The sequence below is a fragment of the Variovorax sp. LjRoot130 genome (assembly GCF_964253755.1).
Taxonomy (GTDB): Bacteria; Pseudomonadota; Gammaproteobacteria; order Burkholderiales; family Burkholderiaceae_C; genus Variovorax.
On record NZ_CAXURM020000001.1, the window covers coordinates 4,863,483 to 4,878,807 of the forward strand.

Consider the following 15,325-nt stretch of genomic DNA (forward strand, 5'->3'; position numbering starts at 1 on the left):
TTGACGTCAATTCTTGGACTTTGATCGACGCTTCCGCCTTGAATTTCCATTCAATGGAAATGCATGATGTGAAGGCCGGCGCGGCAGGAGCGGCAGGAGCGGCAGGAGCGGGATTGCTACAGCGCTCTGTCGCACTGCTGCGTGTGCTGGCTACAGCGGGCCGGCGGGGTGCGGCGCTGACCGCATTGGCACGCGACACCGGACTCTCCAACAGCACGGTTCACCGGCTGCTCGCCCAACTGATCGCCGAGCGTTTGGCAATGAAGATGGAGGACTCGAAGCGGTACGCGCTGGGTCCATTGGCCTATGAGCTGGGGCTTGCGGCTACCCACCAGTTCGACATTCGGAGCCTATGCCGTCCCTTGATCGAGCAGTTGGCGAGTGAAACCGCAGAGACGGTCTATCTGATCCAGCGCAGTGGAATCGAGGCCGTTTGCATCGACCTGGTCGAAGGGCCTACGCCGGTCAGAGTTGTCACGCTGCATGTGGGCAGCCGCCGTCCGCTCGGCTTAGGGGCCGGCGGACTGGCCATCCTTGCAGCACTGGACGATGACGAGCAGCAGGCCACCTTGGCGCAGGTGCAAGAACGCATCGCCAAGGAGTGGGACTTCCCCGAGCACATCCTGCGCGAATCGCTGCAGACGGCGCGAGAGACTGGGTGCTCCCTGATTCGCAACCGCATTACCCCAGGGGTCACGGCGGTTGGCCGAAGTTTCAGAGACAGTCTTGGCCACGTGCTGGGCGCCATCAGCGTGGCAGGGGTCAATGCCCGTATGACGAAGGCGCGGCAGACTACCCTCATGCAGAGCCTGACGGTAGCGACGCGCGACATCGAGCGCGTACTCAGGGGGCAAAGCTGGGCCCGGTATGTCTAGACTCTCCGAGCGACCAGTATCGGTAGACAAACTCCGTCCCGATGCGCGGCCGGCGCGACACCTGCCACTGAATTCACGAGCGTTGGCGTAGTTGAGTTCGCCGTCGCGTCTCGGCATGGTAGCGACGACTACCGCCTCAAACCGGTACGCTGATCGTACGAAACTGCAAGAAGGCCGATGAACACTGACAAGAACGCGATGGCCCTCTACGTGCGGGTGGTCGAAGCGGGGAGCTTCTCCAAAGCGGCGGCGCGTGAGGGCGTGCCGGTGTCCACGGTCAGTCGCAAGATTGCCGAGTTGGAAAAGGCGCTGGGCGTTCGTTTGCTCGAGCGCTCGACGCGGCAACTGCGCATGACCGAGATCGGCCAGGGCTACTTCGAGTCCTGCCGCCGCGGCCTGACCGAGTTCGAGGCGGCCGATTCGCTGGTGACGCAGCGCCAAGCCGAAATCTCGGGCCGGCTGCGAATCTCGATCCCGCCGAGCATGTCCGACTTGGCGGTCGTTCCGTTGGTCAGCGCCTTCCAGCAGCGCTATCCCAAGGTGACGGTGCATTGCCTGGTCACCGAGCGCTACATCGACTACATCGCCGACGGCATCGACCTGTCGATCCGCGGCGGTCAGCCGAGCAATCGCGACAGCAGCGTCGTCGCCAGCACCGTCGCCGTCCAGCGACCGCGGCTGCTGGCCTCGCCGGACTACCTGGCGCGCATCGAGCCGGTGACGCGACCGGAAGACGTGGCTTCGCATGTACAGCTCGCGTTCGCCCGCTGGGAGCGGCCGCTGGCGTGGACGCTGAGCCGCGAGCACGAGTCGGTGCGCATCGAGCCCGAGCCGCGGCTGGTGATCAACGACTATGCGGGCGTGCTGCAGGGCCTGGTCGGCGGGCGGGGCATCTCGGAGTTGCCCAGCTTTCTGTGCCAGGCGGCGCTGCAGCAAGGCCGGTTGGTGGAGCTGCTGCCCGAGTGGCAGTTCGCCAGCGCCAAGCTGAGCGTCGCGTTCCCCAGCAATAGAAACCTGTCGCCGCTGGTGCGTGCCTTCAAGGACTTTTGCGTGAGCTACTTCGAAGCCCATCCCCTGGCGTGAAGGCAAGCCCGGCACGGCGACCCGGCTGCCAGCTTCTCACTGGCGAGAAAGTGATTTGAGCTCGCACCGGCTAGTGCGACCGAGGCTAGATCCCTATTGTTCATTCCGCGCGAATCGCCGCGTCAACACAAGGATTGAACATGATGAAGACCTCTTGGGCTGTCGCAGCCGCTTGCCTTGCTCTTCAAGCCGTGGCGCCCAGCGCCCAGGCCCAGCCGTCGAGCACGGCGCAGGCCGGCCAGCGGGCCGAAATCGAGCAGTTGCTGAACAGGTACGAGCACGCGCTGAACACCGGCGATGTGAATGCTGCCGTGCAGCTCTACACGGACGATGGCGTGTTCATGGCGCCGGAGAGCCCGACGGCCATCGGCACCAAGGTGCTGCGCGAGGCCTATGCCGGCGTCTTCCAGGCGATCGCGCTGAAGCTGAAGTTCCAGATCGCCGAGGCGAAGCTGCTGTCGCCGGAGTGGGCCATGCTGCGCACGACCTCGAGCGGTACCGTCAAGATCGTTGCCAACGGCGCCGAGATTCCGGGCAGCAACCAGGAGCTGTTCCTGCTGCGCAAGACGGGCGGGCAATGGAAGATCGCCCGCTACAGCTTCTCGTCAGTTCTGCCGCGCGCGAAGTGATCTCGGTTGACCACCATGACCAACGACGCAAGCAAGAAGATTCGCGTCGGCATCATCGGCGCCAGTCCGGTTCGCGGATGGGCGGCGCAGGCGCACATCCCGGCCTTGAAGTCGCTCGCGGACGACTTCGAGATCACCGCGCTGTCCACCAGCCAGCGCGGATCGGCCGATGCGGCCGGCAGGCTCTTCGGTGTATCCGTTCCACGCGCTTCGAGCCGGTACGTTCGGACAGATCGACATCACGCGATACCCGCTGTCAGAGGCGGCCCGCGCGCATGAAGACATTGCCGCTCGTCGTCGCTCGGGCTCGGCCATTCTGGTGCCGTAGCTCACCGCTCATTCGGCGCTCGGAAGTAGCATTCGCCTATTCCCGGCGCGCCTGGCCGATTCGAAGGGCGCTGGCAGCACTCACCCTTCACCGAACGATGCCCCTGCAGGAACGATCCTCCGCCGAAGCGCTCGACGAACGCGTCCCCGGCGAGCTGCTCGCCAGCAGCAAGGGGCGGCCGTGGAAAGACCTGTTGGTGCAGGTCTTCCTTCGCCGGCCCGTCCAGGAGAGCCTGATCATCCCGGCGGTTCCCGAGCCGCTGATCGTGTGGGTGCTGTCGGGAAGCGCTGTCGTCGAGGAGCGCGAACTCGGGGGGCGGTGGATGGCCAGCCGGGTGCGCGCCGGAGACTTCTTCCTGACCACCTCGCCGAAGCCTTGCGAGCTGCGATGGACGACCGAAGGAAAGGAGCCCTTCCAGGTGATGCACATCTACCTGGGATTGGACGTCATGAAACGCGCAGTGCGCGACGTCCACGGCGCAGACCAAGTTGAGCTTGCCCTGAGGGAGGTGTCCGGGGCGAACGATCCAACACTCTCGATGTTTCTCGGGCAGATTCGCAGCGAGCTCATGGCCCACCGTCAGCCGAGCACGCTGATGGTCCAGGGCCTGGCGCAGGGCCTGGCCGTGCACCTGGTTCGCGCCTATCCCGACGCCGGCCGGCGCCCATCCGCCCCACGCGGCGGGCTGCCCGCATTCAAGCTCCATCGCATCATCGCCATGCTCGAAGAGCACCTGGACGAGGAATTCCGCCTGCAGCCCCTGGCACGCGCCGCAGGGCTGAGCGAGTTCCACTTCTGCAGAGCGTTCAAGAAGACCACTGGTTTCTCCCCCTCCCGATACTTCATTCGCCTGCGCGTCGACAGGGCACGCCGCCTTCTTCGCGAGACCGGCAAGCCGGTGATCGAGGTGGGACTCGATGTGGGCTACGCCAGTCCGAGCCACTTCGCACAGGTATTCAAGCGCGAAGTCGGCGTCGCGCCGAGCGAGTACCGCGGGCAAGCCTGACTGCCGCTGCTCCGACAGCAAAACCCCGACAGGGTCCGCAACGCAGCGAGCGCTCGAAAAGCGCATCGCCGCGACCATTCATCCCGTGCCCGGCGAAGTTCAACGCTTCTCAACAGCTTGATCGTTGAGGCACGCAAACCTCAACTTTGATGAATGGAAAAGGAACTGTCATGGAACTCAATGGAAAAGTTGCACTGGTGTCTGGCGCCTCGAGCGGCATCGGCGCCGCAACCGCGCGCAAGCTGGCGGCCAACGGCGTGAAGGTGGGCGTTGCCGCTCGCCGTCTGGACCGTCTGGAGCAACTCGTTGCCGAGATCCGCGCTGCAGGTGGCGAGGCCGTGGCGATCGCCATGGACGTCACCGATCCTGCGGCAGTCGCCGCCGGCGTCAAGAAGCTGGCCGACACCTATGGTGCGATCGACATCGCGTTCAACAACGCCGGCCTGATGCCGATCTCGGACGTCGAGAGCCTGAAGACGGACGAATGGCACCGCATGATGGACGTCAACGTCAAGGGCCTGCTGAACACGACGGCAGAGGTCCTGCCGTACATGAAGAAGCAGGGTGGCGGGCACATCGTCAACACCTCGTCGATCGCCGGGCGCAAGGTGTTCCCGGGCCTGTCGGTGTACTGCTCCAGCAAGCACGCGGTGACCGCGTTCTCGGAGGGTCTGCGGCTGGAGGTTGCGCCCAAGCACAACATCCGCGTCACCTGCATTCAACCGGGCGCGGTCGAGTCCGAGCTGTTCGAGCACATCTCCGACGAGAAGTACCGCGAGCAGATGGAGCAGCTGAAGGACCAGATGACCTTCCTCAAGGCCGAGGACATCGCCGACACGATCCTGTTCGCGCTGAAGGCGCCGAAGCACGTGAATGTGGCGGAGGTCTTCGTGCTGCCCACCACGCAACCCTGGTAAGCCCGCCGGCCAGCCCTGCCACCGCTGGATTCATCCGCGGCAGCAGGCTGGCCGACAGCAATCCACCCCTGCGGTGCTCGCAACACCGGGCATTCCGCCACTGAGGACGAACCGTGAAGATCACCGGCTACATCAACCTTTATCGCAGCGGCTGGTTTCACCGCCAAGGAAAACCGGGCGCCTTCGATCTGCATGCGGGCGACGTCTATCCGACGCTCGAATCCGCACTGCGCGACATCGAACCGCGCACGCACTATCTCGCCACGGTGCCCGTGTGCTGGCAATCCGACCAGGACATGGCCCCAACCCCGCCACCTCGGCGCCAGTCCCGCTTTCGGTCAGCCGAGCCGCATTCCGGGCTGCCAAGACCACCGCTTCGATGCGCGGCAAGGCCGCTGTCGCCGGCTTTCACGGGCGAGGCTCGCACTGGCGAGGATTAGGCAAGGATGCGCCCGAATTGGCATACCACTCCCCCGCCCCTCGTTCCTAGACTTCATCTCATCCCTGCAACAGCGCAAGGATTCAACCCACCACCCTAGGAGCAGTCATGTCTGGAATTGAAGGAAAAGTCGTCGTCATCACGGGCGCCAGCAGCGGAATCGGCGAGGCCACCGCGCGTTTGCTGTCCGAGCGCGGCGCTCGCGTCGTGCTGGGCGCTCGCCGAACCGAAAAGCTGGAATCCATCGCCGGGGCGATCACCCGCGAAGGCGGACAGGCCCGCTTTCGCGCTGTCGACGTGACGAAGCGCGAGGACGTCGATTCGTTCGTTGAATTCGCCGCGCGCGAATTCGGCCGCGTCGATGTCATCGTGAACAACGCGGGGGTCATGCCGCTGTCGCCCCTGGAAGAGACCAAGGTCAACGAATGGGACCGGATGATCGACGTGAACATCCGCGGCGTCCTGCATGGCATCGCCGCGGGCCTGCCCCGGATGCGGGCGCAAGGCAGCGGACAGTTCATCAACATGGCTTCGATCGGGGCGCACACGGTGTCTCCGACGGCCGCGGTGTACTGCGCGACCAAGTTCGCCGTGCGGGCGATCTCGGAGGGCCTTCGCCAGGAGGTCGGTGGTGACATCCGCGTGACGGTGGTATCTCCCGGCGTCACCGAGTCGGAGCTTGCCGAAAGTATCTCCGACGCGAGCGCGCGCGAAGTCATGCGCGGCTACAGGCAGATCTCGATCTCGCCCTATGCGATCGCGAGAGCCGTGGCCTTCGCCATCGAGCAACCCGATGACGTCGACACCAGCGAGATCATCGTTCGGCCAACGGCAAGTCCCTATTGAACTTGCTCGGCCGCCCGCCGCATTTCAACTTGCTCCGCCATTGTTGCGTTGACATCTGTTCGGATGCTCGAAGGCAAGTGACGAGCTGATCACAAAGGAATCTCGATGACCAACGACAACGGCAAGACCGCATCGGACAACGATGCGCCGCGTTCCGATGATGCAGAAGCGCGCCACGCGCGGGGCCTGGCCATTCTTCGGCAGATCGGCGGGCCCGAGTACGACGGCCCCATCGGCCGCCTTGGACGCGTGTCGCCGGACATGGCGCGCTTCACTGTCGACTATCCCTACGGCGACGTTCTCTCGCGCCCCGGGCTCGATCTTCGGCTTCGACAGCTCTGCAACGTGGGCTCGCTCATCGCCCAGGGATCCGCTCAGCCTCAGCTGCGATTTCACATGGAAGGTCTGCTGAACGTCGGAGGCAGCGCTCAGGATCTCGTGGAAGTCATGTTCATCGCCACGGCGATCCTTGGTTTTCCGGCGGCGATCAACACGATCGGGATCGTTTGCCAGATCCTTGCGGATCGGTCCATCCCGTTCTCTCCGATGCTGCCGGAACCCGATGCGGGCAGCAGCCGGTACGCGCGCGGTCTCAAGGCGTTCGGCGAGCTCATGCAAGGTCCGCCCTCGGACTATCTTGCGTCGTTCGAGGCCATCTCGCCCGAACTGGCGCAATGGTCGATCGAGTTCGCCTTTGGAGATGTGCTGGCGCGCGGCGGGCTCGAGAACAAGACCAAGCATCTCGTTATCGCGACCATGCTGGCAACGGTCGGCAACCGCCAGGATGCGTTGCGCCTCCATCTCGAGAGCGCCCTCAAGGTCGGCACCACAAAGGACGAAATCATCGAAGCGCTGATCCAGGTCAGCGTCTATGCCGGCTTCCCTGCCGCGCTGAACGCATTCGGTGTCGCCGCACAAGCATTCGAGGAGCGTGATGAGCTGCCCGCTGTCGATTCTGCCGTCCGGAGTTCGAAGCCCGGTTCGGAGAGCGGCACCCGCAGAAGGGAGCGCGGGCTTGCCGCGCTCGCCGCGACCTCGGGTGGATCAGGCGAAGCCGTTGTCCGCAGCTTCGAGGACGTGGCGCCCGAGATCGGCCAGATGATCGTCGAGCATTCCTATGGCGACATCTTCTGTCGTCCCGCACTCGACCCCAAGACGCGTGAGCTGACGGCCTGCGCCGCGCTGGCAGGTCGCGCGACCCAGACGACGGAAACGCCCTTGCGTGTGCACATCAATGCTGCGCTCAACGTCGGCGCCAGCCGCGAGGAAATCGTCGAGACGCTCCTGAACATGGTGGCTTACTTCGGCTTTCCGGCGGTGCAAGGCGCGATGCGGATTGCGGGCGAGGAATTCCAGAAGCGTGGACTGTGACCATGGATGAGCGAGCCGCATTCCTGTGAAAGAATCCAGTTCTCATCCGCGAACTTCAGCCTCACGTTGAAATCTGCCCTCCTGTTCCGCGCCAATGAAGTCTGAGACACGGACGTGGGGCAGTGCCGGGCCAGGTTTCGCTGCGAAAGTCTGGGACAGGCTTTGCCATTCGACGCCCCGGATGCCGAGGTGTGCACCAATGTTTGAGACAAGCCGAGCCAGAGAGCGGATTGTCCGCAGGCTGGAAGCAGACTTTCAACGTTTGACATGAGGGGACGTCCACAAGTGGGCGATGAACGAAGCCCGCTTGTGGACGTCCCCTCGATAAAGGGTTAGGCCTCGGGTTCGTTGCAAACCACTTCGATGTTGTGCCCGTCCGGACCAATGACGAAAGCTGCAAAGTAGTTCGCGTGGTAGTGCGGGCGCAGACCAGGCGCACCATGGTCCTTGCCACCCGCCTCCAGAGCCGCGCGATAGAAAGCTTCGACTTGCTGGCGATTCTCGGCCGTGAACGCCAGGTGAAGATGCGCCGGCTTCTCCTCGGTTTGGTACAGGCACAATGAAGCCTTACCCTTTGGGCTAAGCTCGACACCGTACGTCGGGGGCCCCTCCGAGACAACAGCTACGCCGAGCGGTTCGAGTGCCTTGAGGAAGAACGCTTTGCTCGCTGCATAATCGCTGACTCCGAATTTGACGTGGTCAAACATGAGTTCTCCTGAAGTGTGTGGGCCTGCCTGACGGAGAGGCAACCGGAGCATGCCGCCAGCAAAGCGGTCCTTCGCTGCGGCTCGATGTCTCAGACTTTAATGCCGCGTCTCAGACTTTAATGGCATGTCTCAGACATTAATGGCAAGGAACACACAGCAGCAGCAGCAGCAGCAGCAGCAGTTGAAGGCTTGGAATAAAGATCGTCGAGACCCGTCCCGACACGTACTTTGACCGAAAGTTCGTCGAGAACTACGCGAGGCGCGGGAGATCGATGGTTGTCAATCCTGGAAAGTCAGTCGGGGATAGTGGTAGCTTGTCGAGGTTCGCACATGCATCTAGTCTCGCTTAAAGACATGGCGACAACCAAAGCCTTGCCAGATGAAGTAGCGGCGGGGCACGCTCGGCGATGTACCCGGACTTCGAAGGCCCGGCGGAATTCGCCCAGCGCGTGCAGGCCGACGTGACACGCCTGCGCGAGGTGATCCGGCAAGAAGGCATCAAGGCCGATTGATCGGGGCCGGCCCCGGCACCCCCCGCGCGCGAGCATGGAGCCGCCGGCGGCCAGCGGACGGCGACTGCTACTTGGCCGGGCGCACGGCCTCGACCTCAATCTCGACCAGGTAGGCCGGGTTGGCCAGCGCCGCCACCTGGAAGGCCGAGCGCACGGGCAAGTTAGGCTGCGCCGCCGTGCCGAAGAACTGGGTGTAGCCCTCCATGAAACCGGCGAAGTCCATCTTGCCGCCCTTGGCCGGATCGCCCACGAGGAACACCTGCATCTTCACCACGTCCCTGAGCGACAGACCCATGTCGGTCAGCTGCGCCTCGATGGCCTTGAGCACCCCGACGGTCTGGGCTCGCGTGTCGCCGCCATAGGCTGCCGGGTCGGTCGTGGCCTTGGTCTTGTCGACCACTGGCGGCACCTTACCCGACAGGTACACGCGCGTGGCGCCCGCGGGCACTTCGACTGCGGCCGAGATCGGGAAGTTGGAGCCCGGGATCTTGTGGCGGACCACGCTGGCGGAGGAACCCGCCATCGAAGAGGCGCAGCCGGTCAGGGCCACCAGGGCGGCCGCGCCGAGACAGGCAGCGAGCGAATTCATGGGCGACGAAGTCAAGATCTGTTCCTTTCCTTGGGACATGGGTTCAGCGAGGCTACTTGGCAACCGGCCGCATGGCAGTCACGGACTGGGCGGTGACTGCATCGGCGTACTGGTTGCCGAAATGGGTCCGCACGTAGTTGACCACATCAGCGATCTGTTGATCGTTGAGTTGGTGGCCGAAGGGCGGCATGCCGTTCAGGCCATTCATCACCACCAGCACCGGGTAGGCGCCCGCGGCAAATTTCTGGTTGCTGCGCAGGTCGGGGAAGAAGCCGGCGCCGGCGTTGGCGCCCTGGCCGCCCGGCATGTGGCAGCCCTGGCAGATGGAGCGATATAGCGTCTCGCCGCCCTGCTGGGTAAAGCGGGCGGGGTTGGTGGAGAAGCTGGCCACGAGCTGCGCGTTGGACAGGGCCGGCGCGGCGTCGGGTGCGGCGGCTGTGCCCTGCGGTGCCGGCCGCTGCTGCGCGCAGGCCGCGAGCATCAGGACGGCCACCGCGCCGACGGCGCCGATCAATGCGGGTTTGATCATGAGTTACTCCGTGAATCTGGACGATGGGATAAGGTTCGCCGTTGGGGGTCAGGCCGCCAGCGCCTTGCGGTGCAGGCGCTGGATGGCATCGAGCGAGGACAGGATCGCGCCTTCCATCCACGCCGGGATGTACGAGGCATGCTCGCCGGCCAGCACGATGCGGTCATCGATCTCGCACAGGTTCTTGTAGTGCTGCGCCCGCAGGGCGTCGGTCCACCGGCCGTAGCAGCCGTTGATGAACGGCACGCGGTTCCAGGCCACCGCCACGCCGGTCTTGAACTCCTGCTTGTACTGCGGGTGGATCTGCGACCCCATCTCCAGCGCGGCGCGCACGCGCTCCTCCGGCGACAGGCCCGTCATGCGAAAGGCGTGCACGTTGTCGAACATGTAGCAGCCCAGCAGCACACCCGGGCCCTTGGAAAGGAAGCCGTTGGACGGATAGGAAATGTTGCGGATCGGCAGGTTGGTCTGCGTGATGCCGCCGAAGATCTGCTCGTCCTCTTCCCAGAAGCGGCGTTTGAACTCCAGGCCCACCTTGACCGACGCGCCGTAGGGCACGGCTGAGATGGCCTGCTTCATCGCGTCGCCGACCTGCACCTCGATCTGGCTTAGGATCGACAGCGGGATCGTGCACACGCACCAGTCGGCGCTCGCCTGGCGCGCAGCGCCGCCTCCCTTGGCGTCGACATAGGTGACGGTGACCTTGCTCGCCGACTGCTCGATCTTCGTGATCTTGGTGTTGTAGCGGATCAGCGACTTGAGCTCGCGCTCGAAGGCCTTGCCGATGTTGTCCATGCCGCCCACCGGCTGGAAGATCGCGCTGTGGAACTCGTAGATGTTGCCCAGCGCGACCTGGCCCCACATCTCGGAGCTCAGCACGTCCTTCAGGCCCATGGGCTGCGAGGGCTTGGCCAGCGGCATCAGGCCGCCGCCCGGGTCAATGTCGTAGCCGCGCCGGTCGCTGGAGATCGTGCCGGCAGCGAAGCGGTAGTCCTTGTCCAGCGCACCCCAAGCCTTCAGGCCTTCGAGCAGGCGCTGGCGGTCCTCGCGCGTGACGGACTGGTCCAACGCGCCCTGGTTGGCTGCCTTGGCCAGCAGCTCGGCCACATGGCCATGCACATCGGTCTGGATGTGACGGAAGCGCTGCGGCTTGCCGCCGAAGGCATTGGTGTTGTGGACGTAGGCGTTGTAATTGATCTGGATGAACGGCTCCAGCGCCACGCCCAGCCGCTTGCAGTAGTCCAGAACCGCGTAGTGGTGGTAGGGAATGCGCCAGGGGCCGGGGTTGATGTAGTTGCCTGGGGCGAAGTCCACGTTCTGCGTGAAGCCGCCCAGCTCGGTGTAGCGGTCGCCGCCGCGCAGCGTCCAGTTGCGCCCGCCCGCGCGGTCGTTGAACTCGAGAATCTGCACCTGGTAGCCGGCCGCGCGCAGCTCATAGGCCGCCGTCATGCCCGCCAGGCCCGCACCCAGCACCAGGACCGTGGCGCCCGGCTTGGCCGGTGACAGTTTCACCGGCCCTCGATAGTCCGATTCGGCGGCGTAGCCCATGGAGCTCATGGCCTGGTACATGGCCGCGCCGCCGGCCACTTTGCCAATCGTCGCGAGCAGGGCCCGCCGACTGAGAAAACTCTGTTCTTCTGGATGCATGGTGAAGTGCTTGGTTGAAGTTGTGATGAGTTTTGAAACCCGCGAAGTCAAAAGCATCTTTCGGGCCTGACACAAGCCGCGTCACCGCGCGGTCAAGAAGACTGCCAAATGGAACAGTGCCGGTACCGGCGCCGGCGCAGGCTGCCTTCAGGCCTTTCGCTGCGCGGACGATGAGTCGCGAAACGGGGCCGATTCCCGGCACCCGACGCATCAGGTCCTCGAAGAGAACGTCGCTGCGGCCGGAATCAATCTCACGCGGGAAGACTTGAAGATGCTGGACGATGCTGCCCCAATGGGCGCCGCGGTCGGCGATCGCTATTCGGCTGGCATGATGGAACAGGTGGGGTACTGGCGACCGCGCGACCAGGGCAAGCGACGATAGACGTCCGCTTTGGGACGTCGAGTTCGGGAGGCACGCCGAACTTGAACCGGCGCCCTATTCCGGGCTCCGATATCGAGCACGAAGACGAGCGTCAGATGATGGCTGGATCCTGCCATCCGTTTCGTTCGTCTGGCCTGGCGCACCCTTTCTGTCGTATTGGCGCAAACCCGTCGTGCGGAACTCCAATCGAGTTCTCTCAAAATGACCACAACTCATTGTTTTGGTAAATCTGGGGGGTCTCACGGGGAGAAATTGACCACAACTCTAGTAAACCTGCGACGCTCAGCGTGCCCTGTCTGCGCCTTTGGCAAGTGTTCCGCCGTTTCTCAAACGGTGACCGGCTCGTAGAAGTTGCTGGCCAGATTTAGGCCTTTCCCGACCACTTTATGGTCATCGACGAACTTTATTCTTCCCAGTCACAGTCGTAATTTTCCTAAGGTTGCGGATATTTTTGACTAAGCAACAGCAGGTTGTGGATATTTTCGAGCCTGCACATAGAAGCATCCTCGCTCCTCCGACATAGCAAGATTGGCTTGGCGGCCACGCTACGCCGCGAGTCGTGTGAACTGCGCTCTCGATAGCAGCCGCTTGAAGTCGCCGTCGAACGTGACCAAATGCTCGCCTTGATGGATGACCGCAGCAGCCAGCCACGCATCCGGTATGTCGTTCGCACCGAGTGCCTTGTCAGCGCACAGCTTGCGGAGCGCAGTCCACTCGGCGCCGAGTGCGGATTGCTCGACACCCGGTGCGGCCAACAGCACGTCCACGAAGCGCAAGGCTTCGGTCGTCGGCGTCGGGTTCACGAATATCTTCGGATGCGTCACAAGCCGCAGAAAGCTCGCGATCACCATCGGCTGCAGCTTCAGTGGCTTTCCTTGAGTTGCGCTGGCGACGGCTGCTTCCAACCAGCTGCGGGCCACTGCATGGTGCGGATGATCGCTACGCGATGCAGCGACCAGCACGTTAACGTCAGGCGTCACTGTCGGCGGCGTCCAACATTGCCTTGTTGCTCAATCCGTCGAGCCCTGAGGCCAGGCCGCCCTTTCCTCGGTAGACGGGAAGGCGCACGGATTTCTTTTGAGGCGGGCATGAGCGCAGGCGCAGTTGGAGCCCTTCTTCAATCAGGCGCGTCAGACTCGTACGCTGCTGCACCGCCAGCGCCTTGGCTTCAGTCAGCAATGTGTCGTTGAGGTTGAGCGTGGTCTTCATGGGCTGGCGAGTCGCAGGACGCGAGTACAGATTTCTGTATTGTAGTGCCGACCCTGGACGATGCCAAGGTCCTTGCCAAAACTGCCCCAGCAAGGGCACCGCCAAAGCCAGCGAAGGCGAAGCCCGCACGAAAGCCGCCGGCGCATGCACGCGCGTCCTGAGCTCGCCCTGGGACAGAGCGCGCGCCCATCACGCTGTTTCCATGGAGACAGTCGCCGGCATCGAGGAACCGCGGCGACTACTACCTACTCAGTACCGGGCGCCACGTCCGCCCCTACTCCACCGTCACACTCTTCGCCAGATTCCGCGGCTTGTCGACATCGGTCCCGCGCGCGCAGGCCGTGTGATAGGCCAGCAGCTGCAGCGGCACCACGTGCAGCATCGGTGACAGCGCGCCGTAGTGCTCGGGCATGCGGATCACGTGCAGGTCTTCGCCGCTCTCGATGTGCGTGTCGCCGTCGGCCAGCACGTAGAGCACGCCGCCGCGCGCGCGCACTTCCTGCAGGTTGCTCTTGAGTTTTTCCAGCAGCGCATCGTTGGGCGCCACGGCCACCACCGGCATCTCGCTGGTGACCAGCGCGAGCGGGCCGTGCTTGAGCTCGCCGGCGGCATAGGCCTCGGCGTGGATGTAGGTCACTTCCTTGAGCTTGAGCGCGCCTTCGAGCGCGATCGGATAGTGCAGCCCGCGGCCGAGGAAGAGCGCGTTCTCCTTGCGCGCAAAGTCTTCGGCCCAGCTGATGATCTGCGGCTCCAGCGCCAGCACCGACTGCAGCGCCACCGGCATGTGCCGCATCTCCTTCAGGTAGCGCGCTTCCTCCGCTTCGCTCAAACGACCCTTGGCTTGCGCCAGTGCGAGCGTGAGCAGGAAGAGCCCCGCCAGTTGCGTCGTGAAGGCCTTGGTCGAAGCCACGCCGATCTCGACGCCGGCGCGCGTGATGTAGGCCAGCTTGCATTCGCGCACCATCGCGCTGGTCGCGACGTTGCAGATGGTCAGGGTCTGCTCCATGCCCAGTGAGCGCGCGTGCTTCAGTGCCGCCAGCGTGTCGGCGGTTTCGCCCGACTGGCTGATGGTGACGACCAGCGTCTTCGGGTCCGGTACGGAATCGCGGTAGCGGTACTCGCTCGCGATTTCGACCTGGGTCGGGATCTTCGCGATGCTTTCGAGCCAGTACTTGGCGACGCAACCGCTGTAGTAGCTGGTGCCGCAAGCCAGGATCAACAGCTTGTCGATGTCCTGGAATACGCGCCAGGCAGCGGCGCCCGGCGCGCCATCGCTGCCGGCGCCGTCGAAGAGTTCGGGCACGATGCCCTCGATGCCTTCGAGCGTGTCCGAAATTGCGCGCGGCTGCTCGAAGATTTCCTTCTGCATGTAGTGGCGGTACGGGCCCAGCTCCGCGGCGCCGCTGTGCGCGAGCACGGTGCGCACCGGCCGCGTGACCGGCTTGTGGGCACGGTCGACGATCCAGTACTTGCCCGGCTGGATGTCGACCACATCGCCCTCCTCGAGATAGACGATCTGGTCGGTTACGCCGGCCAGCGCCATCGCGTCACTGGCGAGGAAGTTCTCGCCGTCTTCCTTGCCGGCGCCGAGGATCAGCGGCGAACCGGCGCGCGCGCCGACCACGCGATGCGGCTCGTCGCGGCAGATCGCCGCGATCGCATAGGCGCCCTGCAGTTGCCGCACGCTGGTCTTGACGGCCTCGAACAGATCGCCGTCGTAGTGGCTGTCGATCAGGTGCGCGATGGCCTCGGTGTCGGTCTGGCTTGCGAACACATAGCCCTTGGCCTGCAGGGCCGCGCGCAGCGCCTCGTGGTTCTCGATGATGCCGTTGTGCACCAGCGCCACGCGGCCGGGCCGCGCGGATTCCGCGTCGGCGCCGGGCCCATGGCTGAAATGCGGATGCGCGTTATGCACCACCGGCGCACCGTGCGTGGCCCAGCGCGTGTGGGCGATGCCGGTCGTGCCCTCGATATGGTCGTCGCGCACCTGGGCCAGCAGGTCGGCCACGCGCGCCGTGGTGCGGGCGCGCTGCAGGCCCTTCGCATGCACGGCCACGCCGCAGGAGTCGTAGCCGCGGTATTCAAGGCGCTGCAAGCCTTGCACGAGGACGGGAACGATGTTGCGAGCAGAAACGGCGCCGACGATGCCACACATGGAGAAGCTCCTACGGAATTGAAGTCGGGTGGGATCGTAGGCGTCTTGTAGCGAAACTTGAGATCAATATTCAATTGAATTTGACTGAATATTTCACCACC

At 64.2% G+C, this 15,325-nt stretch carries 16 protein-coding genes; 9 read left to right on the top strand and 7 right to left on the bottom strand.

Translation table 11 applies throughout. From position 1 onward, the window contains the following. Positions 1 to 20: 20 nt before the first annotated feature. The 9 genes from ACSQ86_RS24200 to ACSQ86_RS24240 all read left to right on the top strand — a co-directional run bounded on the left by ACSQ86_RS24200 (position 21) and on the right by ACSQ86_RS24240 (position 7,494). Positions 21 to 875: an IclR family transcriptional regulator gene (locus ACSQ86_RS24200; RefSeq protein ID WP_436309704.1), complete on the top strand. Its 855-nt coding sequence runs from the start codon at positions 21 to 23 to the stop codon at positions 873 to 875. Between the two features lie 177 nt (positions 876 to 1,052). Continuing rightward, the gene (locus ACSQ86_RS24205; RefSeq protein WP_436305378.1) at positions 1,053 to 1,958 is read left to right on the top strand and encodes a LysR substrate-binding domain-containing protein; all 906 of its coding nucleotides are present in this window, start codon (positions 1,053 to 1,055) and stop codon (positions 1,956 to 1,958) included. Between the two features lie 140 nt (positions 1,959 to 2,098). After that, on the top strand, positions 2,099 to 2,587 hold the full coding sequence (locus tag ACSQ86_RS24210; RefSeq protein ID WP_436309705.1) for a YybH family protein: 489 nt from the start codon (positions 2,099 to 2,101) through the stop codon (positions 2,585 to 2,587). Between the two features lie 15 nt (positions 2,588 to 2,602). Continuing rightward, positions 2,603 to 2,866 (top strand): hypothetical protein, encoded by a 264-nt coding sequence (locus tag ACSQ86_RS24215; protein WP_436305380.1) that lies wholly within the window; start codon positions 2,603 to 2,605, stop codon positions 2,864 to 2,866. After that, a complete protein-coding gene (locus ACSQ86_RS24220; RefSeq protein ID WP_436309706.1) occupies positions 2,863 to 3,921 on the top strand; it encodes a helix-turn-helix domain-containing protein in 1,059 nt (352 codons plus the stop codon). Before ACSQ86_RS24215 ends, ACSQ86_RS24220 begins: the two co-directional genes overlap by 4 nt. Positions 3,922 to 4,091: 170 nt before the next feature. Continuing rightward, positions 4,092 to 4,838 (top strand): SDR family oxidoreductase, encoded by a 747-nt coding sequence (locus tag ACSQ86_RS24225; protein ID WP_436305382.1) that lies wholly within the window; start codon positions 4,092 to 4,094, stop codon positions 4,836 to 4,838. A 113-nt stretch (positions 4,839 to 4,951) separates the two neighbouring features. Then, entirely contained in the window at positions 4,952 to 5,278 is a 327-nt protein-coding gene (locus tag ACSQ86_RS24230; RefSeq protein WP_436309707.1) for a hypothetical protein, read from the top strand. A gap of 107 nt (positions 5,279 to 5,385) precedes the next feature. Continuing rightward, entirely contained in the window at positions 5,386 to 6,123 is a 738-nt protein-coding gene (locus ACSQ86_RS24235; RefSeq protein ID WP_436309708.1) for an SDR family oxidoreductase, read from the top strand. Between the two features lie 105 nt (positions 6,124 to 6,228). After that, positions 6,229 to 7,494, top strand: a complete 1,266-nt coding sequence (locus ACSQ86_RS24240) for a carboxymuconolactone decarboxylase family protein (protein WP_436309709.1) — start codon at positions 6,229 to 6,231, stop codon at positions 7,492 to 7,494. A gap of 332 nt (positions 7,495 to 7,826) precedes the next feature. Here the strand turns inward: ACSQ86_RS24240 and ACSQ86_RS24245 are convergent, their stop codons facing one another. The 7 genes from ACSQ86_RS24245 to glmS form a co-directional block, all read right to left on the bottom strand. Then, positions 7,827 to 8,201: a VOC family protein gene (locus ACSQ86_RS24245; RefSeq protein ID WP_436305385.1), complete on the bottom strand. Its 375-nt coding sequence runs from the start codon at positions 8,199 to 8,201 to the stop codon at positions 7,827 to 7,829. Positions 8,202 to 8,780: 579 nt separating this feature from the next. Then, on the bottom strand, positions 8,781 to 9,302 hold the full coding sequence (locus ACSQ86_RS24250; protein WP_436306351.1) for a RidA family protein: 522 nt from the start codon (positions 9,300 to 9,302) through the stop codon (positions 8,781 to 8,783). 52 nt (positions 9,303 to 9,354) lie between these two features. Beyond that, positions 9,355 to 9,831: a c-type cytochrome gene (locus tag ACSQ86_RS24255; RefSeq protein WP_436305386.1), complete on the bottom strand. Its 477-nt coding sequence runs from the start codon at positions 9,829 to 9,831 to the stop codon at positions 9,355 to 9,357. Positions 9,832 to 9,879: 48 nt separating this feature from the next. After that, the gene (locus ACSQ86_RS24260) at positions 9,880 to 11,478 is read right to left on the bottom strand and encodes a flavin monoamine oxidase family protein (protein WP_436305387.1); all 1,599 of its coding nucleotides are present in this window, start codon (positions 11,476 to 11,478) and stop codon (positions 9,880 to 9,882) included. A 927-nt stretch (positions 11,479 to 12,405) separates the two neighbouring features. Then, positions 12,406 to 12,822, bottom strand: a complete 417-nt coding sequence (locus ACSQ86_RS24265; protein ID WP_436305388.1) for a TA system VapC family ribonuclease toxin — start codon at positions 12,820 to 12,822, stop codon at positions 12,406 to 12,408. A 7-nt stretch (positions 12,823 to 12,829) separates the two neighbouring features. Continuing rightward, the gene (locus ACSQ86_RS24270) at positions 12,830 to 13,069 is read right to left on the bottom strand and encodes a DUF6364 family protein (RefSeq protein ID WP_436295705.1); all 240 of its coding nucleotides are present in this window, start codon (positions 13,067 to 13,069) and stop codon (positions 12,830 to 12,832) included. 274 nt (positions 13,070 to 13,343) lie between these two features. Further along, positions 13,344 to 15,224 (bottom strand): glutamine--fructose-6-phosphate transaminase (isomerizing), encoded by a 1,881-nt coding sequence (gene glmS / locus ACSQ86_RS24275; RefSeq protein ID WP_436309710.1) that lies wholly within the window; start codon positions 15,222 to 15,224, stop codon positions 13,344 to 13,346. Positions 15,225 to 15,325: the final 101 nt, after the last annotated feature.

Coding starts and splice junctions, on each gene's coding strand:
- ACSQ86_RS24205 (WP_436305378.1), top strand. CDS start 1,053: ATGAACACTGACAAGAACGCGATGGCCCTCTACGTGCGGGTGGTCGAA.
- ACSQ86_RS24210 (WP_436309705.1), top strand. CDS start 2,099: ATGATGAAGACCTCTTGGGCTGTCGCAGCCGCTTGCCTTGCTCTTCAA.
- ACSQ86_RS24215 (WP_436305380.1), top strand. CDS start 2,603: ATGACCAACGACGCAAGCAAGAAGATTCGCGTCGGCATCATCGGCGCC.
- ACSQ86_RS24220 (WP_436309706.1), top strand. CDS start 2,863: ATGAAGACATTGCCGCTCGTCGTCGCTCGGGCTCGGCCATTCTGGTGC.
- ACSQ86_RS24225 (WP_436305382.1), top strand. CDS start 4,092: ATGGAACTCAATGGAAAAGTTGCACTGGTGTCTGGCGCCTCGAGCGGC.
- ACSQ86_RS24235 (WP_436309708.1), top strand. CDS start 5,386: ATGTCTGGAATTGAAGGAAAAGTCGTCGTCATCACGGGCGCCAGCAGC.
- ACSQ86_RS24240 (WP_436309709.1), top strand. CDS start 6,229: ATGACCAACGACAACGGCAAGACCGCATCGGACAACGATGCGCCGCGT.
- ACSQ86_RS24245 (WP_436305385.1), bottom strand. CDS start 8,201: ATGTTTGACCACGTCAAATTCGGAGTCAGCGATTATGCAGCGAGCAAA.
- ACSQ86_RS24250 (WP_436306351.1), bottom strand. CDS start 9,302: ATGAATTCGCTCGCTGCCTGTCTCGGCGCGGCCGCCCTGGTGGCCCTG.
- ACSQ86_RS24255 (WP_436305386.1), bottom strand. CDS start 9,831: ATGATCAAACCCGCATTGATCGGCGCCGTCGGCGCGGTGGCCGTCCTG.
- ACSQ86_RS24260 (WP_436305387.1), bottom strand. CDS start 11,478: ATGCATCCAGAAGAACAGAGTTTTCTCAGTCGGCGGGCCCTGCTCGCG.
- ACSQ86_RS24270 (WP_436295705.1), bottom strand. CDS start 13,069: ATGAAGACCACGCTCAACCTCAACGACACATTGCTGACTGAAGCCAAG.
- glmS (WP_436309710.1), bottom strand. CDS start 15,224: ATGTGTGGCATCGTCGGCGCCGTTTCTGCTCGCAACATCGTTCCCGTC.